Consider the following 22288-nt stretch of genomic DNA (forward strand, 5'->3'; position numbering starts at 1 on the left):
ATTGACGATGAATCGCCTTTGACTCATTTTTATAGCCATAGATCGGCACAAAGCCGGCTCCCAGATATTGGGCCCTGAGGCGGGCAGTTAAGAGGCTAAAAATGGCAAAGACGAAAGCTCCGGTGGTGCGCAATGCACTGCCCCTGAACGAAATTCTTGATGGTGATTGCATCGAGATGATGAACTCGCTGCCCGAGGACAGCGTGGACCTGATCTTCGCCGATCCGCCCTACAATCTACAGTTGCGCGGTGACCTGCACCGCCCCGATAATTCCAAGGTCGACGCGGTCGATGACGCGTGGGACCAGTTCGGCTCCTTCGCGCATTACGACAATTTCACCCGTGAATGGCTGAAGGCCGCACGCCGCATTCTCAAGCCGAATGGCGCGATGTGGGTGATCGGCTCCTATCACAACGTGTTCCGCATGGGCGCAGAGCTGCAGAACCAGGGCTTCTGGATTCTCAACGATGTCGTGTGGCGTAAGTCGAATCCGATGCCGAACTTCCGCGGCAAGCGCCTGACCAACGCGCATGAGACGCTGATCTGGGCGTCGAAATCCGAAGGCGCGAAATACACCTTCAACTACGAGGCGCTGAAATCGCTCAACGAAGGGGTGCAGATGCGCTCCGACTGGGTGATCCCGATCTGCAATGGCGGTGAGCGTCTGAAGGATTCGAACGGCGAGAAAGCCCACCCGACCCAAAAGCCCGAGGCGCTGCTGCACCGTGTCCTCGTCGGCACCACCAATCCCGGCGACGTGATCCTCGACCCGTTCTTCGGCACCGGCACGACCGGCGCCGTGGCGAAGATGCTGGGCCGCGATTTCATCGGTATCGAGCGCGAAGAAGCGTATCGCGAAGTCGCGCTCAAGCGCCTCGCCAAGATCCGCAAGTTCGACAAGGAAGCGCTGGAAGTTTCCACCTCGAAACGCGCCGAGCCGCGCGTGCCCTTCGGCCAGCTGGTCGAACGCGGCATGCTGCGCCCGGGCGAAGAGCTCTATTCGCTCAACGGCCGCCACAAGGCCAAGGTCCGCGCCGACGGCACGCTGATCGGCGACGACGTGAAAGGCTCGATCCATCAGGTCGGCGCCCATCTCGAAGGCGCGCCCAGCTGCAACGGCTGGACCTACTGGACCTTCAAGCGCGATGGCAAACAGGTCCCGATCGACCTGCTGCGCCAGCAGATCCGCGCCGAGATGAACTGAGGCTCAGCCCTCTCTCAAGAATTAGAAGTTACCGCCGGTGCCGAGGGCCGCTCCTCGGCACGCGCCTTGCCCCGCCGTGCGAAACGGCGGGGTCTTTTCGTTTGCGAGGTAAAGGGGGCTCTGCCCCCGCGCGTGCCGCGCTCCCCCGGGATATTTGAACAAGAGCGAAGAGCCGGGTTTCGGCTTGGCGGAAATATCCCGGGGTGAATGGCCGCAGGCCAGAGGGGCAGCGCCCCTGCCACGTTCAGGCCTGGCCGAGACGGGCGCGCAATTCGCGCAGCACCGGCAGGGTGGCGCGGACCTTCTCGGGGCCGAGATCGCGCACGATCCCCCCGATGATCGGCATAAGAGAGGCCAGCGCCGCATCGCGCGCCCGCCTGCCGGAGGGCGAGAGCGACACCCATTTGCGCCGCGCATCGTCCCAGTCGGGCCGGATATGCACATGCCCCGCCCATTCCAGCTTGGCGAGCGTGTTGGTCATCGCACCGCGGGTCACATGCAGCGCCTCGGCCAGTTGGGCGGGCGTGCGCTCTTCGTTGATATGGGCCAGCAGGTTGAGCACCGAGAAATGCGAGATTTCCATGCCCTTCGGCAGGGCGCGGCTCACCACGTTGCGCGCCAGTTGATCGGCCATGAAGACCTCGGCGAACAGCGTCGCGGCGAGCGGATCGTTCTCGGGCGGGGTGCTCACGGTCCGTCGAAGCTCCGGTCATGGAACAGGGACCGCAGGCGCGAGCGCACCGCGTCCACCTGATCGAGATCGAGATCGACGAGGGTCACGCCGGGCTCGGTGCCGCCATCGGCCAGCACCTTGCCCCACGGATCGACCGCCAGCGAATGGCCCCAGGTCCGGCGCGGCCGACCGCCATGCGCGGCATGGGTGCCGCATTGCGCGGGCGCCAGCACGAAGCAGGTATTCTCGATCGCGCGGGCACGCACCAGAACCTCCCAATGGGCGGCCCCGGTCGTGTCGTTGAACGCCGCCGGGATCGTCAGCACCTGCGCCCCGGCCTGCGCCAGCGTCCGATAGAGATGCGGGAAGCGCAGGTCGTAGCAGACCGACAGGCCCAGCTGAGCGTATTTCGTGGCGCCCAGAACCGCCTCGCGCCCGGGGCGGTAGGCTTCGGACTCGCGGTAGCGTTCGGTCTCGGACACGTCCACGTCGAACATGTGGATCTTGTCGTAGCGGGCTTTGATATTGCCCTTGCGCCCGATCAGGAAGGAGCGATTGGCGAAGCGCGCATCGTCTCCGGATTTCAGGCAGAGCGAGCCGATCAGGATATAGACGCCGAGGCGCTCTGCCTCGTTGCAAAGCGCCTCCAGCGTCGGGTCGTGATGTTCATGCTGCAGGACCGCGTTCTGATGGGCGCGATCCGACGAGATCAGATTGGTGCATTCCGGCGTCGCGATCAGCTGCGCACCTTTCGACGCGGCATCGCGGATGAAGTCGAGCGTGACCGGCAGGTTCTGTGCCGGATCATCCGTTACCGAAAGCTGAACGAGCGCCGCCTTCATCGCGTCAGCTCGCCAGCATCTGATCGAGCTTGCCCGAATGTTCGAGCGCATGCAGCTCATCGCAGCCGCCGATCGGCTCGTCGCCGATGAAGATCTGCGGGACGGTCCGGCGGCCATTCGCGCGCTGGGTCATCGCGGCGCGCAGTTGCGGTTCGCGGCCGACGTCGGTTTCCTCGTAGGAGATGCCCTTCTTGTCCAGCAGGCGCTTGGCCATGATGCAGAAGGGGCAGGTGCTGGTGACGTAGATTTCGACGCGTTTCATTCTCAATTCCCTTTGGTCTGCGAGACTATAGGGATTTAGGGTGCCTTCGCAACGCGTGCCAGTGTCACAGTGCAGATCGGCTCTGCACCTGCGCTCAACGCCGCCTCCGTCGCGGCGGAAAGCGTCGCCCCCGAGGTCATCACGTCATCAACGATCAGGAGCGGACGCCCCTGCAGCAGTGCGGCGCGGCGCGGCGTGACGGTGATCGCGCCGTCGAGATTGGCGTGTCGTTCATCGCGAGTTTTGCCCTTCTGGCTCGACGTCGGGCGGGCGCGGGTGAAGAGATCGGCGCAATAGGCGTGGCCGGTGCGCCGGGCCAGTGCGCGGGCCAGCTCCGCCGCCTGATTGTAGCGCCGTCGCAGCAGCCGCAATCGATGCAGCGGGATCGGTGCGATCAGCGTGTCGGGCGTCAGCAGCGGTCCGGCAGCACGCGCCATCCAGTCGGCCAGCGGCGGCACCAGATCGAGCCGGTCGCCATGTTTCAGCGCCAGCACCAGATCGCGCCCGGTGCCCGAATAATGCATCACCGTACCCCCCCGTGCCCAGGGTCTCGGATGGGTGAGGCAGTCGTCGCAAAGGATGGCCGTGTCGCTTTCGCCCGGAAGGGGCGTGCCGCAGGCGTCGCAGACCGTTCCGCGCGCGAAAGTTGCCTCGGACCAGCACGCACCGCAGAGCCCGAAATCCGTGCCGACCGCGTCGCCGCAGGCGATGCAGCGCGGCGGGAAGAGCGCGCGCAATCCCAGACGTCCCGCCGCTAGCATCCGGCTGCGAACCTCGTTAAGGGTTTCTGCCATGGATACGCCGCCCCTTTTGACCGACCGCGCCGCGCTCGAGCGCCACAGACTTCGCGCCGCCCGTGCGCCCGAACTGTTTCTGCATGAGGACGCGGCGGCTGAACTTGAGGAAAGGCTGCAAGAGGTTAACAGAACCTTTACGGAGCCGGCGCTGATCGCCGCTTTTCCCGAGCCGTGGCGCGAAATTCTTCCCGAGGCGAAGATCGTGGCCGATACGGATGTGCTCGATCTGGAGGAAGGCGCGCATGATCTGGTGGTCCACGCGCTCTGTCTGCATTGGGCGAATGACCCGGTCGGGCAGCTGGTGCAGGCGTCGCGTGCGCTGAAACCCGATGGGCTGTTCATCGGCGTGATGTTCGGCGGTCAGACGCTCAATGAACTGCGCGCCGCACTGGCGCAGGCCGAGGCTGCGATCACCGGAGGCTTGAGCCCGCGGATCGTGCCGATGGGCGAAATTCGCGATCTCGGCGCGCTGATCCAGCGGGCGGGGCTGGCGCTGCCGGTGGCCGATGCGGTGACGCGCAAGGTGACCTACGAGACGCCGCTGCGGCTGTTGTCGGACCTGCGCGCGATGGGCGAGACCAATGCGCTTGCCGCCCGCGATCGTCGCTTCCTGCGCCGCGATGTGCTGACCGAGGCGCTGCGGCTGTATATCGAGACCTATCAGGAGCCCGATGGCCGGGTGCGCGCGACCTTCGACATGGTCTGGCTCACCGGCTGGAAGCCGCATCCCGATCAGCAAAAACCGTTGCGTCCCGGATCGGCTGCGCAGCGGCTCGCCGATGCGCTGGGCACCACCGAGCACCCGAGCGGCGACAAGCCCGGCTCAGCCTAGCGCGTCGAGGAAAGACTTCGACCACCAATGCACGTCATAGGTGGTCAGCCCCGTCATCAGCGACCGATAGCGTTCCCGCCGTTCGCCGCGCGACATCATCAGCGCGGTCAGCATCGAGGTGGCCACCTGTTCGGGATCGTGCGGGTTCACCATCAGCGCCGCATCCATCTGTTCGGCCGCGCCCGCGAATTGCGACAGCATCAGAACGCCGGGATCGTCGGGGTTCTGCGCCGCGATGAACTCCTTCGCCACGAGGTTCATCCCGTCCATCAGCGGCGTCACCAGCGCGACATGCGAGGCGCGATAGAGCCCCGCCAGCACTTCGCGCGGCACCGCGCGATTGATGAAGCGGATCGGAACCCACTGGATGTCGGCGAATTGCCCGTTGATGCGGCCCGAGAGATGCTCGGTTTCTTCGCGGATATCGTCATAGGCCTGCACGCCCTCGCGGGTCGGCGGCGAAATTTGCAAGAGCGAGACGTAGCGGTGCCAATCCTCGTGCCGCTCGAGGAATTCGCCGAAGGCGCGGAAGCGGTGCGGCACGCCTTTGGAATAATCCAGCCGGTCGACGCCGATCATCAGCCGGCGGTGATCCTTCACGATCCCGGCGGGCAGTTTATCGAACTCGGTCTCCGCCAGTTCCTGAAACTCTCGCGCATCGATCGAAATCGGGAACGCGGCGATCCGGCATTGACGGGGCGAGAGGTGCACGTAGCCCGCGCCCAGATTGGAGGCGTCGGCGATCTCGATCATCGAGTGGAGACAGGCGCGCACGTCGCGCTCTGCCTGAAGGCCCACGAGGTCGTAATTCGCGATCCACTGGCAGACCTCGCGCCCGTTGGGCAGGGCCTGCATCGCGGTCGGGCCGGGGAAGGGCGTGTGCAGGAAGAAGCCGATGGGATTGGTCACGCCCATCAGGCGCAGCTCGTAGGCCAGCGGCAGCAGATGGTAATCCTGCACCCAGATCCGGTCGTCGGGCTTCAGGAACGGCGCCACGAGCTTCGCGATCCGCCGGTTCACCTGTTTGTAGACGCCCAGATATTCCTGATGGATATCCATCAGATCGGCGCGACCGTGGAACAGCGGCCAGAGCACCGAATTCGAATAGCCCGCGTAATAGTTGTCCTGCTCTTCCTGAGTCAGATCGAAGCAGTAACGTCTGAACGGCCCACCCTCGATCTCGCGCAACTCTGCGGCAGGCGTGTCGGCGATCTCGCCCGAGGTGCCGATCCAGATGCCGCCGGTTTCCTCCAGCACATCGCCAAGCGCCACGACCAGCCCGCCGGAGGGATTGGCCCCGGTGGGAATGCGGTTGGAGATGCAGATCAGGCGGCCCATTCGACGTTCCTCATTCAGCGTGCTACGGCAGCGGCGAGCCAGGCGCGTACATCCATCGGCTCGTCAAGGTGATAGCGCGCGACGCTCTCTCCGTCACCGACCTTGATGCCGAAACCGCCATGCGCCTCTGCCCAAGCCAATGCGGGCTCGTCGGTCGTGTCGTCGCCCGCATAGACCGGATTGCGACCGCCGAACTGCACGAGGTCGGACAGGATCGCCAAGGCGCCATCCTTCGAGAACCCCTCGGGGCGAATTTCGACCGCCATTTTTGCGGGCTGGATCGTGAAGCCGTCATAGCGCGCGGTCAGCTCTTCGGTGAAGGCTTCCACTTTGCCTTGCTTGGCGGGGTTGGAGCGGAAGTGGATCGCGGCGCCGTGGCTCTTGTCTTCAAAAATGAGATCGTGGTCCTGCGCGAACCCGGCCAGATCCTCTTTGACCGCGCCCAGATGTTGTGGGGTCTCGGCCATCGGCGGCTCCATTCCGCGCGCTTCCGAGCCGTGGGAGCCGACCATCAAACCGTCGAACCCGTCGAGGAAACGTTCCAGCTCGTGCAGGGATCGCCCCGAGACAACCGCGAGCGCCCCGTTGAGCGCCTCCGAGAGTTGTTCGAGCAAACGCGGCAGATTTTGCGGCACGATCACCGCATCCGGGCGGGGCGCTATGTCCACCAGACATCCGTCGAAATCTAGGAACAACGCGTCTCGCGACGGGTCGAGAGCGGGCGGGGCCGGTTTTTTCCCGGTCATGTCATCCATTGCCATGTGAAGACCGTAAGTGATCCTGTCCCGGTTGAATAGGCCGCATTGGCACAGATCGGGAAACCCGTTAAGTCGGGTGGAAGTTCCGCGATAAATGACGACAGGACAGTGACACGATGACCAACGCCGCAAATCCGCGCCTTGCCCATGCCCCCGCCGATCACCCGCCCGTCAAGGAAGCGAAGATCGGTCTGCTCGTCGCCAATCTCGGAACCCCGGACAACACCGATTACTGGTCGATGCGTCGCTATCTGAACGAGTTCCTCTCGGACCGGCGCGTGATCGATTACCCGGCATGGAAATGGCAGCCGTTGCTGCAGCTCATCATCCTGTCGAAGCGGCCTTTCACCTCGGGTGCGAACTACAAGACGATCTGGAACAACGAGGCGGGCGAAAGCCCCCTGATGACGATCACCAAGCAGCAGGTCGCGAAGCTGCGCGATGCGGTCTCGGCGCGCTACGGTCAGGAGGTTGTCGTCGATTACTGCATGCGCTACGGCAATCCCTCGACCCAGTCCGTCGTCGACCGGATGGTCGAGCAGGGCTGCGAGAAGATCCTGTTCCTGCCGCTTTATCCGCAATATGCGGGCGCCACCTCGGCCACCGCGAACGATCAGTTCTTCCGCGCGCTGATGAAGCAAAAGCGCCAGCCCGCCGCGCGCGTCGCGCCGGAATATTTCGACAAGCCCTCTTATATCGATGCGCTCGCGCAATCGGTGGAGCGGGTCTATGCCACGCTCGACGAGAAGCCCGATGTGCTGGTCGCCTCCTATCACGGGATGCCAAAGCGCTATCTGATGGAAGGCGACCCCTACCACTGCCAGTGCCAGAAGACCTCGCGCCTGCTGCGCGAACGGCTCGGCTGGGACAAGGACGGGATCGACACGACTTTCCAGTCGGTCTTCGGCACCGAGGAATGGCTCAAGCCCTACACTGTCGAGCATGTCGCGGAGCTGGCGAAGCAGGGCAAGAAGAACATCGCGGTGATCTCGCCCGCCTTCAGCGCGGATTGCATCGAGACGCTCGAAGAGATCAACGGCGAAATCCGCGAGGCTTTCGAGCACGCGGGCGGTGAGAAATTCACCTACGTTCCGTGCCTCAACGACGACGATCTGCACATCAAGGCGCTGATGGAGGTGGTCGGAGAAAACCTCGCCGGTTGGATCGACTGATAAAACTGTCGCGATCTGCGACGTCCTGCCTCACAGATTCGTGAGTGTCTTTTCTTATAAGTTCTGACGCGGGGGCAAGGGATCGCCGTGAAGGCGTACCCTGCGGACCGGCAACGACCGGGACGCTCAGAGCAGAAAGGAAAGAGAATGCTCAAGACTATGGGACTGGTCGCCTTGGCGGCTCTCTATGCTGGCGCTTCCTGGGCCGGGCACGCAAATCCGTGGGCGACCGAGGATGACGTGATTTACAACCAAGAGCACGAGGATAACCTCGTGAAATCCATCGATACGCCCGGCGAGGATGAGATGCTCGGCGTCATGGTACGAAGCGCCCATGGCAAGCTCGACGGCTTGGCGGGCGGTTCGGGTTCGGGCGGCGGCACTGGCGGCGGTTCGGGTTCGGGCAGCGGCGCTGGTGGTTCGGGCGGCGGCAAGGGCGGCGGGTCCGGCCATGGCGGCGGCAAAGGTGGTAACCACTGATCGCTGTCCCATGAATTGAAAACCCCCGGGACTGCGTAGTCCCGGGGGTTTTACTTTGTCCGATGGGTGGCGTGGCTCAGATCAGCAGCACCTGCGTGCCGATCTTCGCGAAGCCGAACAGCTCCTGGATATGTTCGTTGTAAAGACCAATGCAGCCGTTCGAGCTTTTGCGGCCGATCTTGCGCGTGTCATGCGTGCCGTGGATGCGGTAATAGCGCCACGACAGATAGAGCGCATGGGTCCCCAGCGGGTTATCGGGGCCCGGCGGCACGTAATCGGGCCATTCCGGATTGCGCTTCTTCATCGAGGGGGTCGGCGCCCAGCTCGGCCCTTCGACCTTGCGGATCACCGAGGTCCGGCCGCGCCGCGTCAGCTCTTCCGAGACCGGCACCGAAGTCGGATAGAGACGGTAGATCGACTGATCCGCCGACCAGTAATGCAAAGCCCGCGAATGGGTATCCACGAGGATCGCCCCACCGCGGAGGTTCGAGAAGTAGGGTTGCCAGTCGCGGTTCTGGAAGCTCGAAATATTGCGGCGCTGGTTGGTAAAGGCATTCGTTTCGAACTGCTCCTGACCGTAATCGGGCGTTTGCGCGCGGGCGGGCAGCGCGAGCCCCGCACCAAGGCAGGCGGCGGCGCCAAGGAAGGCGCGGCGATCGAAGGGCTTGCGCGTATGGGACATCTCAGGCTCCGGGTTCGCGACGGGGTCAATTACGATAAATATAATGTGATCGCGCGGCTGCGGCAAATCAAACTGGCGGGGATGTGCCCGCAAAGCGACAGAGGGGTTTGCGCGGCTGGGGACAAGCGTGTAATGCAGATTGACGTTTTAACGAGGGACGGACCAAAGATGTTGCGCGCTTCTGTATTTGCGGTCTCCGCGATTGTGGCTCTGGCGGCTTGCCAGCCGACCGACACGCAGCCCAAGCTCGGGCCCGATGGCCTGCCGCTGCCGAAAGTCTACAACATCACCGCGAGCGATCGCTCCGTGATCCCGCAGCGCGTGCTGGAATCCGTGAACAGCCTGCGTTCGGCGCGCGGTGCCGCACCGCTGGTGCTGAACGACGCGCTCACCACGGCGGCGCTGGCCCATTCCAAGGACATGGCCGTGCAGAACCGTCCGTGGCACTGGGGCTCCGACGGCTCCTCGCCGCTGAGCCGGGCGCAGCGCGCCGGCTATCCGGGGCAGGTTCTGGGCGAGAATATCTCCGAGACCTACGAGACCGAGATGGAAACCCTCTCGGCCTGGATGAAGGTCGCCGATACGCGCGACGTGATCCTGAACCCTGCGGCGACGCAGATGGGCTTCTCGTGGTATCAGGAGCCGTCCGGCAAGATCTGGTGGACGATGGTCACCGGCAACTGAGCCGAAGACCCGCCGCAAGCAAAAAGGGCCCCACGCGGGGCCCTTTGTCATTTCCGGGGGATGCTGCGATCAGGGGAAGATGAAGATCGGCGTGCCGTCGCGGACCATCGCGTAGATGTCGCGGATTTCCTTGTCCTTCACAGCAATGCAGCCCGCGGTCCAGTCGCGACCCTTGCCTTTGTTCTTTCCGTCGCGGCCATGGATGAAGATGTCGCCGCCCGCCTTCTTGCCCTGCGATTCTGCGAAGGCCACCTGCTGCGGATTCGGATAGCTGATGCCGATCGACAAGTAATAGGCCGAGTTCGGATTGCGCCGATTGATGTAATAGAGCCCTTCCGGGGTCTTGCCGTCGCCCTCGAACCGCTTCGGCCCGACCGGATCGCCGCCAAGGCCGATCTTGTACTTCTCCAGCACCTCGTCGCCATGCAGCAGATACATCATCCGCTGCGATTTGAAGATCTGGATCTGGGTCACGGCGGGGCCGTTATAGGATTTGAATTTGCTGGAATCGCCACAGGCGGCCAGCGTTGCGAGGGCGCATCCGCCCAAGAGGAGGGTTCGACGGTTCATGTTCGGCCTGTATTCGGAGACTGCTGTTTTACAGTCTTTCTACCCGATTTTCGCCGTCGCATCTAGCGGGTGAAAAGGGCCGCAAGCTCCACATGAGCGGAAAACCGGAATTGATCCACGACCAGCAGCTTGTCGAGCGTGAAGCCCGCCGCGATCAGCGTCTCGGCGTCGCGCGCGAAGGTGACCGGGTTGCAGGAGACATGGATCAGCCGCTTGAGTTTCGATGCCGCGATCTCGGCGATCTGGGCCTGCGCGCCAGCCCGCGGCGGGTCGATCACCACCGCGTCGAACTTCGCCAGCTCGTCGGGCAGAAGCGGACGGCGGAACAGGTCGCGCGCCTCGGTGGAGACCCGGTGCAGGCCCTGCGACTGACGCCAGCCCTGATCGAGCGCCTCGGTCATCGCCGCGACCCCTTCGACCGCGTGGACCTCGGCTAGTTCGGCCAGCGGCAGCGAGAAGGTGCCGCAACCTGCGAAGAGATCCGCCACCTTTTTCGCGTTGCCAATCGCCGCTTTCGCGAAGGCGGTCAGCACCGCTTCGCCGTGATGGGTCGCTTGCAGAAACGCGCCCGGCGGCGGCACGACCTTGGCCTTGCCGAATTGCTGGATCGCCGGTCGCCGCCCCGCGACGACCTGTCCGTTCCAGCTGAGCCGGGCGAGATCGTGGCTGCGCGCCAGAGCCGACAAAGCCTCGAATTGGGCCGTATCAGGGTCTTTTCCGCCCTGTGCAGCCAGTTCCAGCCCGGCCTCCGACAGGGTCAGGGTGAAGGCGATCTCGCCTTTGCGCGAGCCTGCAATCGCGGTCGCCTCGTGCAGCATCGGGATCGCGGCCAGCAGTTCGGGCCTCAGGATCAGGCAGTTCGGAATCTCGACGACCGTGTCTGAGGCGCGGGCGTGAAATCCGACCAGAGTGCCCTTCTTCGTGCGCCGTCCTGAAAGCGTCGCCCGCCTGCGCGAATTGAGCGGCGAGGTCGCGATGGTCATCTCCGGCACGGGCAGGTTCCGCGCGGCCAGCGCCTGACGCACCACGTCCATCTTCCACTCGGCGGTGAACGCCTCGGATGCGTGCTGCATCGAACATGCGCCGCAGGAGCGGTAATGCGGGCAGGGCGCTTTGACGCGGTCGGGCGACGGCGTCACGATCTTCGGCTGCGCGATGCGGCCGTCGATCACCTCGCCCTCGACCACCTCACCGGGAAGCGCCATGGCGACATGCACGGTCCCCTCGGGGCCATGGGTCACGCCGTCGGCATGCAGGGACAGTCGCTCGATTTCGTAGGTCATGCGCCTTCTCTAGCTGCGCGGCCCGGGTCAGAAAAGACCCTATTCCGCCGCATCCTCCGCGTCGTCGCAGGTCAGGAAGCCGCCGGACTGACGTGCCCAGTAGCGTGCGTAGAGCCCGTTCATCGCCAGCAACTCGTCATGGCTGCCCTGCTCGACGATCCGGCCCTCCTCCAGCACGACGATCCGGTCCATCTCGGCAATGGTGCTGAGGCGGTGGGCAATCGCCAGCACGGTCTTGCCCGCCATCACCCGGTGCAGCGCGCTTTGAATCTGAGCCTCCACCTCGGAATCGAGCGCCGAGGTCGCCTCGTCCAGCACAAGGATCGGCGCGTTCTTCAGAAAGGCGCGGGCAAGGGCGATCCGCTGGCGCTGGCCGCCCGACAGCTTCACCCCACGCTCGCCCAGCTTGGCGTCATAGCCGCGATTGCCCTCGTGATCGGCGAGGCCGCGGATGAAGTGGTCCGCTTCGGCTTGCTTCGCGGCGGCGATCATCTCCTCCTCGGTGGCGTCGGGCTTGCCGTAGAGGATGTTCTCCCGTGCCGAACGATTGAACATCGCCGTTTCCTGCGTGACCATCGCGATGTTGCGGCGCAGGCTCTCCTGCGTGACCTCGCGAATATTCTGCCCGTCGATCAGAATAGACCCTTTTTCGGGGTCATAGAGCCTAAGAAGCAGCGCCACGAGCGTCGATTTCCCCGCGCCCGAGGCCCCGACGATCCCGATCCGCTCGCCATCCGCGATGGTCAGATTGATATCCGCGATCCCGCCGCTGCGGCGCCCATAGGCGAAATCGACATTGTCGAACTGAATCTCACCTTCCACGTGGCGCAGCGTGCGAGCATCGGGCGCGTCGGTCAGGTCGTGCATATGCGCGAGCGTCCGCATCCCGTCCTCGGCCTCGCCGATATGGGTCCACACGGACATGAGTGCTTGGCTCACCCAGCCCGACATCTGCGACAGCCGGATCGCGATGGCGCCTGAGGTCGCGATGGCCCCGGCGGTGGCCTCGCCCTGCGACCAGAGCCAGATCGCGCCGCCCACCAGCATCACCGGAACGATCCCGGCATAGGCCATCTGCACCACGCGATAGAGGCTTTGGACCATGCCGAAGGAATAGGTTTTCTGGCGGAACTTCTGCATCGCCTCCAGCGCCGCGCGATCCTCGTGCTCGGCATGGGCGAACAGCTTCACCGTCTTGATGTTGGTGACCGTGTCGACGACCTGCCCCGTCACCATCGCCCGCGCCGAAGCCCGCTCGCGCGAGCGTCCGCGGATATGGGGCAGGAAAAGGCGGATAATCAGGTAGAGCCCGAAGGTCCAGAACACGAGGCCCACGGCCCCCCAGCGGTCGATCTGCGCCAGAACGATCAGAGAGCCGACGATCGAGGCCAGCGCGAAGAGCCCGGTATTGATGATCTCGGTGACCGTGTCGGTGACGGCGCGCGCAGTCTGCATCTGCTTCTGCGCGATCCGCCCGGCGAAGTCGTTGTCGAAGAAGGTGACCGATTGGCCCATCGTCCAGCGATGCAGGCGCGAAAGCACGAGCGGCATCACATTGGGGCTGATCAGCAGGTTGTTGGTGGCGGAGCTGATGCCGAAGGTCAGGGGGCGGATCAGCAGGAAGAACGCGACGAACAGGACGAGAAGCCCGACGTTGGCCCCGATCACTGCGGCCCGTTCGCTGTTCAGCGCCGCGTCGATCACCTGTCCCAGAAGCCAGGCCGAGACGACCTCCATCACGCCGGCGATGGTCGTCCCAAAGCTGGCCACGGCAATCGCGCCCCAGCTGCCCTTGAGGCACCAGCGGAAGAAAGCGCCAAGCTGGCGCGGCGGGGCGCCTTCGGCGGGGGAGAAGGGATCGAACATGAGTCTCTCTTTCCCCTCCCGATATAGGCGATTGCGGCGCGGATCAAAGCGCGGCGAGCAGATCCTCGCGCGTCAGCGTGAATCCGGAGGCGATCCAGCGCGCCTCGAGCGTCTTCAGCGTATCTCCCAATGCCTTGCCTTCATAGCGGGGCATCAGGTCGCGCGATTGTACCGGAAATTGTTGTTTTGCGCCGAAATAGACCCTGTTTTGCCAGCCTTCCGGCATTTCCTGCCCCATCAGCGCATGCCGCAGAAGAAGCGCATCGGCCCCGACCTCTGCCCCGAGCCGATAGCCAAGGACCGTCGGGTCGTCACCGTCGGACAGCGAGGCGCGCAGAGCCTCGAGTTGTCTTGTGTCCTTTTTCGACAGGCGCAGCCGCTCGGCCACGTCTTCGCCGCCAATCGCCGCCAGCCTGCGGATCGGATCGGCGGGGCGATCTTCGAGATGGACGAGCGGCCCGAGCGCGGTCGCATCGGCGCCGGGCAGCACGGCCGTGAGAACCCCGCATTGCGCCATCGCCGCCACTGCGTGAACCGGATCGGGCGCGGCCAGCAATTTGCGCATCTCGCCGCCGAGGCGTTCGCGCGAAAGCGTCTCTATTCCGGCGATATTCTCGGCACAGGCGGCCAGCCCTTCAGGGTCGAGATCGTGGCCATACCACGCGGTAAAGCGGAAGAAGCGCAGGATACGCAGGTAGTCCTCGCGGATACGTTCCTCCGCCTCGCCGACGAAGCGGACATGATGCGCCGCCAGATCCTCCAGCCCGGTGCCGAGCGGGTCGAGAATCGTGCCGTCCGAGCGGGCATAGAGCGCGTTCATCGTGAAATCACGCCGCGCCGCGTCCTCGGCGATATCGTCGGAAAACGCGACGGTCGCATGCCGCCCATGCGTCTCCACATCGCGGCGAAAGGTGGTGACCTCATGCGGATGACCCTCCGCAACCACCGTGACCGTGCCATGATCGACGCCGGTCGGCACCGGCTTCAGCCCGGCCGCCTTCGCAAGTTCGATCACCCGCTCGGGGCGCGCATCGCTGGCGATGTCGATATCGTTGACCGGCGCGCCGAGGGCGCTGTTGCGCACGCAGCCGCCCACCAGAAGCGCCTGATGCCCGCCCTCTTCGAGCATCTTCAGCACGCGTTGGGTCGCCTCTGCCTCGATCCAGTCTCCGGTCAGTCTCATTCCGCCATCCGGTCCGCCAATGAGCGCAATATACGCGCGGTGGCGCCCCAGATGTAATAGGGCCCGTAAGGCGCCACGAAATAGCTACGCCGCGAGCCGCGCCAGCGCCGCGACTCGACGCGGAAATTCCCGGGCGTGATATGCGAGAGCGGCACGGTGAACGCCTCGGCCACTTCGCCCGCTTCGGGGATCACCTCGAACGGCGTGTGGATGCGCGCCAGCACCGGCGTCACCAGAAAGGACGTCACGGTCTCATGCGGATCGAGCGTGCCCAGCACCTCGACATGGGCATGGGGCAGGCCGATCTCTTCCTGCGCCTCGCGCAGCGCCGCGCCGACCGGACCTTCGTCATCGGGGTCGACCTTGCCGCCGGGAAAGGCGATCTGGCCGGGGTGATGGCGCAGATGCGAGCTGCGCTTCGTCAGATGCAGGCGCGGCTCCGGCCCGAACGTATCGAAGGCGACGAGAACGCCCGCGGGTCGCAGTTTGCGGTCCTCGGGCAGGATCACTTCCGGGTTCAGATCGTAATCCGAAGAGGGCCGCCCCGGTCGCGCCAAGGCGTTCAGAACCGGGGCGAGCGGATCACTCATTCGTTCCCTCGTCTCCCGCTTCGCGCAGCGACCCGTCGGGGTTCTTCTGCGCTTCGAAGCCGAGCGTCAGCGGATCGAAAATGTAATGCGCGCCGCAGAACTGGCAGTCCGCGGTGACCGTGCCCTCATCGGTGGTCATATGCGCGATGTCGCGCGCCGAGTAGATCGAGAGCGACTGACGCACGCGATCGGCCGAGCAGGTGCAGCCGAACTCCATCCGCTGCGGATCGAAGACGCGCGGCCGCTCTTCGTGGAAGAGGCGCACCAGCAGCTCGGTCGGCTGCACAGTCGGGCCGATCAGTTCCATATCCTCGACCGTGTCGAGCAGGATATTGGCGCGCGCCCAGTTCTCGCCTTCCTCGCCGTCGAGAATGTCATCGGCGGTCAGCAGCCCCTGATCGCCCGAGCCCTCCTGGGCGGCGAAGGGCGAGGCCGGCGGCATATGCTGCAGCATCACGCCGCCTGCGCGCCAGCTTTCGCCCTGACCGGGCAGGATCGAGCGCCCGAAGGACAGCGAGAACCGCGTGGGCAGCTGTTCGGACTGCGCAAAATAGGCCTCGGCGCAGGCGCGCAGCGAGCCTTCGGACAGTGGCGTGATGCCCTGATAGGGGGTCGTGCCTTTGCCCTGGTCGATCAGGATCGCAAAGTAACCCTGCCCGATCTGTTCGAATGGGTCGGCCTTGGGATCGAGCTTCTCTTCATCGAAGCTCGCCCAGGCGCGAATGCGGGCGGGCGCGCCCTCCTTCTCGGGGGCGTAGTAATCGGTGGCGATGATGCGGATCGGACCGTTGCCGCGGATTTGCAGCGACAGCTTCCAGCGCAGCTTGACGGTCTGGCCGATCAGCGCGGTCAGAAGGGCGGCTTCGGCCACCAGCATTTCGACCGCGCGGGGGTAATCATGTTGCGACAGGACGGTGTCGAGCACGCCGTCGAGGCGGGCAACCCGGCCGCGGATGTCAGAGCGGTCGAGCTGAAACGGCAGAACTGTATCGTCCCATGCGATTTGGGATAGCTTGGACATGGTGCTCCTGAGGGGCTCAGAGGGGTTTTCGGGCAGCGCGGAGCCTGCCATACAGCCCCAATATAGGCGCGGCAACCGCAGACCCAAGGGAGAGCACATGATCGCGAGGTTCGGAGAGCGGGTGAAATCCGGTCAGCAGTATCGTTTGCGCCCCGGTGCCTACGCGATTCTGATCCGCGACGGGCGGGTGCTGCTGACCCATCAGGCGCACCCCATAGCGGAGTTTCAATTGCCCGGCGGCGGGATCGATCCGGGCGAGGGGCCGATCGAGGCGCTGCACCGCGAGGTCTTCGAGGAAACCGGCTGGGCGATTACGGGGCTGCGCCGTCTCGGGGCCTATCGGCGTTTCACCTATATGCCCGAGTACGAGTTCTGGGCGGAAAAGCTCTGCTCCGTCTGGCTCGCGCGCCCGGTGTTGAAGCGCGGTCTGCCGCCAGAGCCGCATCACACGGCGCATTGGGCCGATCCCGAGGAAGCGCTCGAACTGCTCGCGAATGAAGGCGAGCGCGCGTTTTTCCAACGGTTCGTCCGTCGCTGAAAAGGCGCGGGCGTTTCGTTCGCCTCAGATGTAGCTGAGCTGGTGCGTTCTCCTCTCAAGTCTCCCCCGGGGGATGGTCTCTGCAGTCTGACACAAGCTCCGAACGTCGCTCGCTGCTGCCGGGGCCGTGAAATTCCAAAACGCCAGCCGAGACATCGTCCCCGATCTCACCCTCCGCGAATTCCTCGGTGGCCCAATAGAGCGCATCCAGAAGCCCGGGCCCCGGCATCTGGGAAAACTTGCGGAGCATCCGGGCCAGCCGGGTCTGATCGATCATCTCGCCGCTGCGGTCGCTGGCTTCGGTAATCCCGTCCGAGACCAGCACCAGCCGATCGCCCGGGGTCAGTTGAACCGTAAGCGTTTCGTATTCGGCGCCTTCGATCAGCCCGATCGGCAGCCCGCCCTCGCCGAAAAACTCGACCGTGCCGTTGCGCCGTTGCAGGACCGGGTAGGGGTGGCCGGCCTGAACCAATTCCGCCTTGCCGGTGCGCAGGTCGACATCGGCGTAGATAAGGGTGAAGTAGCTCTCGGTGCTCATTTCACTCAGCACGAGATCGTTGAGGCGCTGCGCGAGCTCCGCCGGGCGTCGTCCGCGCAATTCGCCTTTTGCGTTGCGGTAAATCGCGAGGTTCTGGCTGGGGGTGGTGCCGGAGAAGTAGCCCGCGATCCGCGCCATCATCAGGGCCGAGGTGATCCCATGCCCCGACACGTCGATGCCGTATAGGCCCACCCGGCGTTCATTGATTGGAAAGAACCCGACGAGGTCGCCGCCGACATGGCCTGCGGGCCGCAAGAGTAGCGAGACATCCGCTGCCTCGAACCGGGCGTGTCGTGTCCGCACGAGGCTTTGCTGTAGTTTGCGTGCCTCTTGCAGGTCGCGGTCGATCACCTCCTGTGCCTCGCGCAACAGGCGGTTCTTTTCGCTCAACTCCTCTTGCATGGTCAGGATGCGAGCGCCCGCGCTGAGCCGCGCCCGAAGCTCCGCTCCGTTGACCGGTTTCGACAGGAAATCATCGGCGCCGCTTTCCAATCCACGTGTAACGTCCGTCTTCTCGGCCTTGGAGGTCAGAAGAATGAAATAGCCGTAGCTTCGCCGCGGTAAGCCTCGAAAAACGCGGCAGAATTCAGGGCCGCTCATCCCCGCCATCATCCAGTCCGAGATCACGATATCGGGCTCGCATTGGGCGCAGATCGCGATCGCCTCTTCTGCGCTTTCAGCTTCGCTCACCTGGTAACCGGAGCGGGACAACTGGGCCGAGAGGATACGGCGCTGCATGCGGCTGTCGTCCACGACGAGAACGTGCCGTGCAGCGCCCGCCAACGGTCGTCGGCCCGCATCTGCGGGGACCTCTTGTCTTTGCACCATCTGCATCATCCGAAACCTCTGCCCTCACGAAACCGCAAACTCCCTAAGATTCGGTGAAAACCAGCCCGGATCAGACGTTAAGAAAATCGAAAGGGTGCGGCGCTACGGTCAGTCTCGGGTGGAGTCGGATCGAGTGGCCTGGAGGGCGTGATGATTGATTGGGAACGGGTACAGGAATTGCGTTCTGAAATTGGCGCCGATGGGTTTGCGGAGGTCGTGGAGCTTTTTCTCGACGAGGTCGAGGCCGTGGTGATGGGGCTTGGCGGACGTCCCGACCGGGTCGAAGAGGATTTGCACTTCTTGAAAGGGTCTGCCTGGAATCTCGGGTTCCGCGATTTCGGCGGCGCCTGTCAGCAGGGAGAACGAATGGCCGCCGCCGGACGCGCCGTGGAGGTCGATCTGGGCGCGATCCGCGAGACCTATCGTCTGTCCAAGACGCAGTTCATGGGGCGGCTATCGGAGTTCACGCCGGCAGCATAGTGCGAGGTGCTGAGCAGATTGAGCTGCGCCGAGCGCAGTTTGCACGCAGTCGCACCCATTGGGCACGGGTGCGGCCAAACTTTGGTTAACTCGCGTGCCTACTGCGGGCCGTGAGCGCAGGAGTTGGAAGGTGTAGAAAGGCCTCCACAGTGTAAACCGGTGAAGGGCCAGAGTGTTTCGTCCGTCAGGCGGCCGCTCTATCGAATTGAAGGCCTCAGATAAGAAACTCGGCCAAGGTTTCGTCTTCGGTGATGTCGCGCCAGACGAAGCCCTCGGCGTCGAGCTTCGCGAAGAGCTCTGTGAAGTTCTCGGCGCGTTTCGTTTCGATCCCGATCAGGACCGAGCCGAAGTTCCGCGCCGATTTCTTCAGATACTCGAAGCGTGCGATGTCGTCGTCAGGGCCAAGCATCTGGAGGAAATCCTTCAGGGCGCCGGGGCGTTGCGGTAGGCGGAGGATGAAGTACTTCTTCAGACCCGAATAGCGCTGGGCACGTTCGCGCACCTCTGGCAGACGTTCGAAGTCGAAATTGCCGCCCGAAGTCACGCAGACCACGCGCTTGCCGCGGATCGTCTCGGCCAGTTCGGGCAGGATGTCGACAGACATCGCGCCGGCGGGTTCCAGCACGACGCCCTCGACGTTCAGCATCTCAAGCATCGTGATGCAGATGCGATCTTCCGGTGCGAGATGAACTTGCTCGGGCGTGACCCAGCCCAACTCCGCGAAGGGGCGCGCGCCGATCCGGGCCACAGCGGCTCCATCGACGAAACTGTTCACCTGCGAGATCGTCACGGGCTCATGCGCCTTGACCGCAGCGGTGAGGCTCGCGCCGCCCAAAGGCTCGACGAAGCGAAATTCCGTGTCGGGGGCGGTCGCGCGCAGATAGCCGGTCACGCCCGCGGCCAAACCGCCGCCGCCCACGGGCAGGATTACCATATCCGGTGCGCCGCCCAACTGGTCGAGGATCTCCACCCCGACCGACGCCTGCCCCTCGATCACATCCGGATCGTCGAAAGGCGCGAGGAAATGCGCCCCGGCCTCACGGCAAAACTCCTGCGCCGAAGCCAGCGTGTCGTCGAAATAATCGCCCGTGAGAACGATCTCGACCGCATCTCCGCCAAAGGTCTTGGTCTTGTCGATCTTCTGCTGCGGCGTCGTCACCGGCATGAAGATCGTGCCTTTCACCCCGAAATGCCGACAGGCGAAGGCCACGCCCTGAGCGTGGTTCCCGGCGCTCGCGCAGACGAAATGTGCCGCCGACGGATCGCGCTCGCGCAATTTGCGCATCGCAGTGAAGGCGCCGCGGATTTTGTAGGAGCGCACCGGCGTCAGGTCATCGCGCTTGAGCCAGACCTCGGCGTCGAAACGTTTCGACAGATGGGCATTGAGTTGCAGCGGCGTGGGCTCGAAGAGCGCACGCAGCGCGCGGGTGGCGGCTTGGGCGGAAAGGGCGAACTCACTCATACCGCCAGATGTGACGCGCGCCGCCCGCTTTGGCAAGCTCAGACGAGGGCGCGTTGCTCGACAAAATGACCGTAGAGCGTCGTTAGGATCGACAGCAGCAGCATCACGGTGGGCACGGCGAAAAGCAACTTGAGCGCGACCACGACCATATCATCCGCGAGATCATGTGGCGCCTGTATCGAAAGCATGCTTACCGCAACGAAAGGGAGTACCACGAGAAATGCCAGCAGAGTGAGCAAAGCGAAGCCACGCCAGTGGCCGCGAGTCGCGCGCCAACTGTCGCGGATCGTGGCGCCGCCGATCGCGGCCCCGGGCAGGGATACTCCGAGACGGAGCATGAAGGCATACAGGGCAATGAAGAATGCCAGCCCCACCACGGCAAGTAGAACGGCTTCAGCGGTCTGGTTCGGAATGATTTCCTGCGCCGCGAGGGCGAAAAGAAAAACAATCGCGGCGCCCAGAACCATGATCGCCATGGCACAGAGCGTGATCACTATGCCACGCCAGAAATAGCTCACGTCGCGGCGCAGATGAATCCGCGGCAGCCAGCCGACGCGCTCGCCGAGCAGGATGAACCTGTGCCAGTTCACCGCCGCGATGATCATCGGGATCGGCAGGATGAACGTGTTGAAAACCAAAATGAACAGTGATTTTTCGAAACTCTGGTGTTGCGATGCTCCGGCCTGCATCACGCTCTCGATAAGCCACTGCTGCCCGATGATCATGATCAAGAGAAGAAGCGCCGAGATCCGAAGGGTCTGCCGCCAATTTCCAAAGACCTGCCGGAACGAGTGTCCGAAAACCCCCAATACATTCATCACTTTGCCCCCAAAGAATGTCATTTAACAATTCACCGTTGGGGCTCGATCTCACCGCAGTCAAAGCACGTTCGGCGCGCCTTGGTTGAATTCTCCGTGTGATCGAGGTGGAAAAGAGCGAGTCACCGCCGGCTCACCTTCGCTTTGAGCGAAGCCTTGCGCATTTTGCAAAGGCTGCCGCTTTTTTGCCCACTTTCGGCGCTAATCGTGCTGAAACTGTGTTGCGAGCAACAAAAGAGGAGGGCCGCATGCGCCTGAGAAAAACTTCGATTGTCGCCCTTGTCGCGGCGAGCTTCGTCGTCGCCCCGGTGGCGACCAGCCATTTCACCGGTGCGGATGCCGCCTTTGCCAAGAACGGCAACGGTGGCGGTAATGGCGGTGGCAACGGCGGTGGAAACGGTGGCGGCAACGGCGGCGGAAATAGTGGCGGCAATGGCGGAGGCAAAAGCAACGCAGGCGGTAATTCCGGCGCGACGGGCAAATCCGCATCGGCCGGGCGCGCGACGAGCCCCGGAAATTCCGGCAAGGCTGCTGCGCATGGCGGCGGCCCCGCGAAATTCCTCGACGATCTGTTCTCGGGTAAGCGGCAGGCGAAATCGCAGCATACGACCCGCTCCAGTGTGAAAACGGCGTCGCGCGGCACCACCGCGACGAAGACGCGCTCGACCACCCCAACCAAATATGCGGTCAACGAGTCGCCGCGCCCGAACGGCAAGCCGAGCCTGAGCGAGGATGAGCTGCGCAATCACGGCGCACTGGCCTCCGAGCTGAAGGGTCTGAACGCGGCCCATGCAAGCGCGACCGCGCTCGCCAACGCCTCGCCGAACAGTCAGGTGGGCCGGATCGCGACCTATCGCGACTCTGTCGTCGGGGCGGCGCAAGCAGAAGAAGATCTCGCGACCGCGCAGCAGACCCTCTCGGATCTCGAGGCGCAGGATGTTCCCGCGCCGGAAGAAGTTCAGGCTCAAATCGACGATCTCGATCCCGAGGCAGAGGACTACCAGAGCCGGCTCGACACGCTCGAAGCCCAAAAGCAGGCGGCGGAGACCTATCAGACGGATCTCGCGACGGCTCAGGATCAGGTCACCGAGCTTGAGAAACAGGTCGCGGAAGCCGATCAGATGCAGGCGGACGCGCTTCTTGCCGCATCCAACGGGCGCGATCTTTCGCCCGAGGCCAAAGCCTACCTGCACGAACTGCTCGACCTGCCGCCGCCGGAAACCGCAACGGCAGAGGCACTTGTGGATGGCGATGTGGCGACCGGCGACGGCACGACGGGCGACGGGACCACGGTCGATGGCGATCTCGCCTCGAGCGGGGACACCACGACCGATCCGCTCGTGGACCCGTCCACCGAGAGCTGATCTCGCGCAGAGCACTTGCGAA

At 64.1% G+C, this 22288-nt stretch carries 24 protein-coding genes; 8 read left to right on the forward strand and 16 right to left on the reverse strand.

Annotated features, from left to right (window positions below; all coding sequences use genetic code 11):
- Nucleotides 1-101 precede the first annotated feature (101 nt).
- Nucleotides 102-1205 carry a site-specific DNA-methyltransferase gene (locus BMI87_RS13825; RefSeq protein WP_078522206.1) on the forward strand — a complete coding sequence of 368 codons (1104 nt, stop codon included), beginning with the start codon at nt 102-104 and terminating at the stop codon, nt 1203-1205.
- Nucleotides 1206-1449: 244 nt separating this feature from the next.
- Here the strand turns inward: BMI87_RS13825 and BMI87_RS13830 are convergent, their stop codons facing one another.
- The 4 genes from BMI87_RS13830 to BMI87_RS13845 are packed head-to-tail and all read right to left on the reverse strand — an operon-like array spanning nt 1450 to nt 3776.
- Nucleotides 1450-1839, reverse strand: a complete 390-nt coding sequence (locus BMI87_RS13830) for a MarR family winged helix-turn-helix transcriptional regulator (RefSeq protein WP_075775454.1) — start codon at nt 1837-1839, stop codon at nt 1450-1452.
- 53 nt (nt 1840-1892) lie between these two features.
- Nucleotides 1893-2720, reverse strand: coding sequence for a carbon-nitrogen hydrolase family protein (locus BMI87_RS13835; protein ID WP_078522207.1), 828 nt, complete (start codon nt 2718-2720; stop codon nt 1893-1895).
- Nucleotides 2721-2724: 4 nt separating this feature from the next.
- Nucleotides 2725-2982, reverse strand: coding sequence for a glutaredoxin 3 (gene grxC / locus BMI87_RS13840; RefSeq protein WP_078522208.1), 258 nt, complete (start codon nt 2980-2982; stop codon nt 2725-2727).
- Nucleotides 2983-3017: 35 nt separating this feature from the next.
- On the reverse strand, nt 3018-3776 hold the full coding sequence (locus BMI87_RS13845; RefSeq protein ID WP_246832703.1) for a ComF family protein: 759 nt from the start codon (nt 3774-3776) through the stop codon (nt 3018-3020).
- Between BMI87_RS13845 and BMI87_RS13850 the strand changes: the two genes are divergently transcribed.
- Complete coding sequence (locus tag BMI87_RS13850; RefSeq protein ID WP_078522210.1) at nt 3775-4611, forward strand: methyltransferase domain-containing protein; 837 nt, start codon at nt 3775-3777, stop codon at nt 4609-4611. The two genes, BMI87_RS13845 and BMI87_RS13850, sit on opposite strands and share 2 nt — an antisense overlap.
- Here the strand turns inward: BMI87_RS13850 and BMI87_RS13855 are convergent.
- Nucleotides 4603-5949, reverse strand: a complete 1347-nt coding sequence (locus BMI87_RS13855; protein ID WP_078522211.1) for a trehalose-6-phosphate synthase — start codon at nt 5947-5949, stop codon at nt 4603-4605. The genes BMI87_RS13850 and BMI87_RS13855 overlap by 9 nt on opposite strands.
- Nucleotides 5950-5963: 14 nt before the next feature.
- Nucleotides 5964-6710, reverse strand: a complete 747-nt coding sequence (gene otsB / locus BMI87_RS13860; RefSeq protein ID WP_078522212.1) for a trehalose-phosphatase — start codon at nt 6708-6710, stop codon at nt 5964-5966.
- A gap of 113 nt (nt 6711-6823) precedes the next feature.
- Here otsB and hemH point away from each other — a divergent pair, with 113 nt between their 5' ends.
- Nucleotides 6824-7879 (forward strand): ferrochelatase, encoded by a 1056-nt coding sequence (gene hemH, locus BMI87_RS13865; RefSeq protein ID WP_078522213.1) that lies wholly within the window; start codon nt 6824-6826, stop codon nt 7877-7879.
- Nucleotides 7880-8026: 147 nt separating this feature from the next.
- On the forward strand, nt 8027-8359 hold the full coding sequence (locus BMI87_RS22560; protein ID WP_078522214.1) for a hypothetical protein: 333 nt from the start codon (nt 8027-8029) through the stop codon (nt 8357-8359).
- Between the two features lie 76 nt (nt 8360-8435).
- On the opposite strand, the gene BMI87_RS13875 is transcribed toward BMI87_RS22560, so the two are convergent.
- A complete protein-coding gene (locus BMI87_RS13875; protein ID WP_078522215.1) occupies nt 8436-9041 on the reverse strand; it encodes a L,D-transpeptidase in 606 nt (201 codons plus the stop codon).
- 168 nt (nt 9042-9209) lie between these two features.
- On the opposite strand from BMI87_RS13875, the gene BMI87_RS13880 reads away from it, so the two are divergent.
- Nucleotides 9210-9725: a CAP domain-containing protein gene (locus tag BMI87_RS13880; RefSeq protein ID WP_078522216.1), complete on the forward strand. Its 516-nt coding sequence runs from the start codon at nt 9210-9212 to the stop codon at nt 9723-9725.
- Nucleotides 9726-9794: 69 nt separating this feature from the next.
- On the opposite strand, the gene BMI87_RS13885 is transcribed toward BMI87_RS13880, so the two are convergent.
- The 6 genes from BMI87_RS13885 to BMI87_RS13910 form a co-directional block, all read right to left on the reverse strand.
- Nucleotides 9795-10295 (reverse strand): murein L,D-transpeptidase family protein, encoded by a 501-nt coding sequence (locus BMI87_RS13885; RefSeq protein ID WP_078522217.1) that lies wholly within the window; start codon nt 10293-10295, stop codon nt 9795-9797.
- 62 nt (nt 10296-10357) lie between these two features.
- On the reverse strand, nt 10358-11578 hold the full coding sequence (locus BMI87_RS13890; protein WP_078522218.1) for a class I SAM-dependent RNA methyltransferase: 1221 nt from the start codon (nt 11576-11578) through the stop codon (nt 10358-10360).
- A gap of 39 nt (nt 11579-11617) precedes the next feature.
- Nucleotides 11618-13444 (reverse strand): ABC transporter ATP-binding protein, encoded by a 1827-nt coding sequence (locus tag BMI87_RS13895; RefSeq protein ID WP_078522219.1) that lies wholly within the window; start codon nt 13442-13444, stop codon nt 11618-11620.
- Nucleotides 13445-13487: 43 nt separating this feature from the next.
- Nucleotides 13488-14627, reverse strand: a complete 1140-nt coding sequence (locus BMI87_RS13900; protein ID WP_078522220.1) for a CCA tRNA nucleotidyltransferase — start codon at nt 14625-14627, stop codon at nt 13488-13490.
- Nucleotides 14624-15217, reverse strand: coding sequence for a CoA pyrophosphatase (locus BMI87_RS13905; RefSeq protein WP_078522221.1), 594 nt, complete (start codon nt 15215-15217; stop codon nt 14624-14626). The genes BMI87_RS13900 and BMI87_RS13905 overlap by 4 nt, the downstream gene beginning before the upstream one ends.
- Nucleotides 15210-16238, reverse strand: a complete 1029-nt coding sequence (locus BMI87_RS13910; RefSeq protein WP_078522222.1) for an Hsp33 family molecular chaperone HslO — start codon at nt 16236-16238, stop codon at nt 15210-15212. Before BMI87_RS13910 ends, BMI87_RS13905 begins: the two co-directional genes overlap by 8 nt.
- Nucleotides 16239-16335: 97 nt before the next feature.
- On the opposite strand from BMI87_RS13910, the gene BMI87_RS13915 reads away from it, so the two are divergent.
- Complete coding sequence (locus tag BMI87_RS13915; protein ID WP_078522223.1) at nt 16336-16776, forward strand: NUDIX domain-containing protein; 441 nt, start codon at nt 16336-16338, stop codon at nt 16774-16776.
- A 55-nt stretch (nt 16777-16831) separates the two neighbouring features.
- On the opposite strand, the gene BMI87_RS13920 is transcribed toward BMI87_RS13915, so the two are convergent.
- Complete coding sequence (locus tag BMI87_RS13920) at nt 16832-18142, reverse strand: PP2C family protein-serine/threonine phosphatase (protein ID WP_078522404.1); 1311 nt, start codon at nt 18140-18142, stop codon at nt 16832-16834.
- A gap of 150 nt (nt 18143-18292) precedes the next feature.
- Here BMI87_RS13920 and BMI87_RS13925 point away from each other — a divergent pair, with 150 nt between their 5' ends.
- On the forward strand, nt 18293-18622 hold the full coding sequence (locus BMI87_RS13925; RefSeq protein ID WP_078522224.1) for a histidine kinase: 330 nt from the start codon (nt 18293-18295) through the stop codon (nt 18620-18622).
- A 214-nt stretch (nt 18623-18836) separates the two neighbouring features.
- Here BMI87_RS13925 and ilvA read toward each other — a convergent pair whose 3' ends face one another.
- Both ilvA and BMI87_RS13935 read right to left on the reverse strand, forming a co-directional pair.
- Nucleotides 18837-20084, reverse strand: coding sequence for a threonine ammonia-lyase IlvA (ilvA, locus tag BMI87_RS13930; protein ID WP_078522225.1), 1248 nt, complete (start codon nt 20082-20084; stop codon nt 18837-18839).
- A 38-nt stretch (nt 20085-20122) separates the two neighbouring features.
- Entirely contained in the window at nt 20123-20926 is an 804-nt protein-coding gene (locus BMI87_RS13935; RefSeq protein ID WP_078522226.1) for a hypothetical protein, read from the reverse strand.
- A gap of 224 nt (nt 20927-21150) precedes the next feature.
- Here BMI87_RS13935 and BMI87_RS13945 point away from each other — a divergent pair, with 224 nt between their 5' ends.
- Complete coding sequence (locus tag BMI87_RS13945) at nt 21151-22266, forward strand: DUF3450 domain-containing protein (protein ID WP_168175217.1); 1116 nt, start codon at nt 21151-21153, stop codon at nt 22264-22266.
- The last annotated feature ends 22 nt before the right edge of the window (nt 22267-22288 follow it).

Origin of the sequence: Thioclava sp. F28-4 (assembly GCF_002020045.1) — a bacterium.
Lineage (GTDB): Bacteria > Pseudomonadota > Alphaproteobacteria > Rhodobacterales > Rhodobacteraceae > Thioclava > Thioclava sediminum.

Bases quoted from the DNA above. Each gene is read 5' to 3' on its own strand.
- BMI87_RS13925 (WP_078522224.1), top strand. From the start codon at position 18,293: ATGATTGATTGGGAACGGGTACAGGAATTGCGTTCTGAAATTGGCGCC.
- BMI87_RS13910 (WP_078522222.1), bottom strand. From the start codon at position 16,238: ATGTCCAAGCTATCCCAAATCGCATGGGACGATACAGTTCTGCCGTTT.
- BMI87_RS13885 (WP_078522217.1), bottom strand. From the start codon at position 10,295: ATGAACCGTCGAACCCTCCTCTTGGGCGGATGCGCCCTCGCAACGCTG.
- BMI87_RS13920 (WP_078522404.1), bottom strand. From the start codon at position 18,142: ATGGTGCAAAGACAAGAGGTCCCCGCAGATGCGGGCCGACGACCGTTG.
- BMI87_RS22560 (WP_078522214.1), top strand. From the start codon at position 8,027: ATGCTCAAGACTATGGGACTGGTCGCCTTGGCGGCTCTCTATGCTGGC.
- BMI87_RS13900 (WP_078522220.1), bottom strand. From the start codon at position 14,627: ATGAGACTGACCGGAGACTGGATCGAGGCAGAGGCGACCCAACGCGTG.
- BMI87_RS13915 (WP_078522223.1), top strand. From the start codon at position 16,336: ATGATCGCGAGGTTCGGAGAGCGGGTGAAATCCGGTCAGCAGTATCGT.
- otsB (WP_078522212.1), bottom strand. From the start codon at position 6,710: ATGGCAATGGATGACATGACCGGGAAAAAACCGGCCCCGCCCGCTCTC.
- BMI87_RS13890 (WP_078522218.1), bottom strand. From the start codon at position 11,578: ATGACCTACGAAATCGAGCGACTGTCCCTGCATGCCGACGGCGTGACC.
- BMI87_RS13935 (WP_078522226.1), bottom strand. From the start codon at position 20,926: ATGACATTCTTTGGGGGCAAAGTGATGAATGTATTGGGGGTTTTCGGA.
- BMI87_RS13835 (WP_078522207.1), bottom strand. From the start codon at position 2,720: ATGAAGGCGGCGCTCGTTCAGCTTTCGGTAACGGATGATCCGGCACAG.
- BMI87_RS13825 (WP_078522206.1), top strand. From the start codon at position 102: ATGGCAAAGACGAAAGCTCCGGTGGTGCGCAATGCACTGCCCCTGAAC.
- BMI87_RS13895 (WP_078522219.1), bottom strand. From the start codon at position 13,444: ATGTTCGATCCCTTCTCCCCCGCCGAAGGCGCCCCGCCGCGCCAGCTT.
- hemH (WP_078522213.1), top strand. From the start codon at position 6,824: ATGACCAACGCCGCAAATCCGCGCCTTGCCCATGCCCCCGCCGATCAC.
- BMI87_RS13850 (WP_078522210.1), top strand. From the start codon at position 3,775: ATGGATACGCCGCCCCTTTTGACCGACCGCGCCGCGCTCGAGCGCCAC.
- BMI87_RS13880 (WP_078522216.1), top strand. From the start codon at position 9,210: ATGTTGCGCGCTTCTGTATTTGCGGTCTCCGCGATTGTGGCTCTGGCG.
- BMI87_RS13945 (WP_168175217.1), top strand. From the start codon at position 21,151: ATGCGCCTGAGAAAAACTTCGATTGTCGCCCTTGTCGCGGCGAGCTTC.
- BMI87_RS13855 (WP_078522211.1), bottom strand. From the start codon at position 5,949: ATGGGCCGCCTGATCTGCATCTCCAACCGCATTCCCACCGGGGCCAAT.
- BMI87_RS13845 (WP_246832703.1), bottom strand. From the start codon at position 3,776: ATGGCAGAAACCCTTAACGAGGTTCGCAGCCGGATGCTAGCGGCGGGA.
- ilvA (WP_078522225.1), bottom strand. From the start codon at position 20,084: ATGAGTGAGTTCGCCCTTTCCGCCCAAGCCGCCACCCGCGCGCTGCGT.
- BMI87_RS13830 (WP_075775454.1), bottom strand. From the start codon at position 1,839: ATGGCCGATCAACTGGCGCGCAACGTGGTGAGCCGCGCCCTGCCGAAG.
- BMI87_RS13905 (WP_078522221.1), bottom strand. From the start codon at position 15,217: ATGAGTGATCCGCTCGCCCCGGTTCTGAACGCCTTGGCGCGACCGGGG.
- grxC (WP_078522208.1), bottom strand. From the start codon at position 2,982: ATGAAACGCGTCGAAATCTACGTCACCAGCACCTGCCCCTTCTGCATC.
- BMI87_RS13875 (WP_078522215.1), bottom strand. From the start codon at position 9,041: ATGTCCCATACGCGCAAGCCCTTCGATCGCCGCGCCTTCCTTGGCGCC.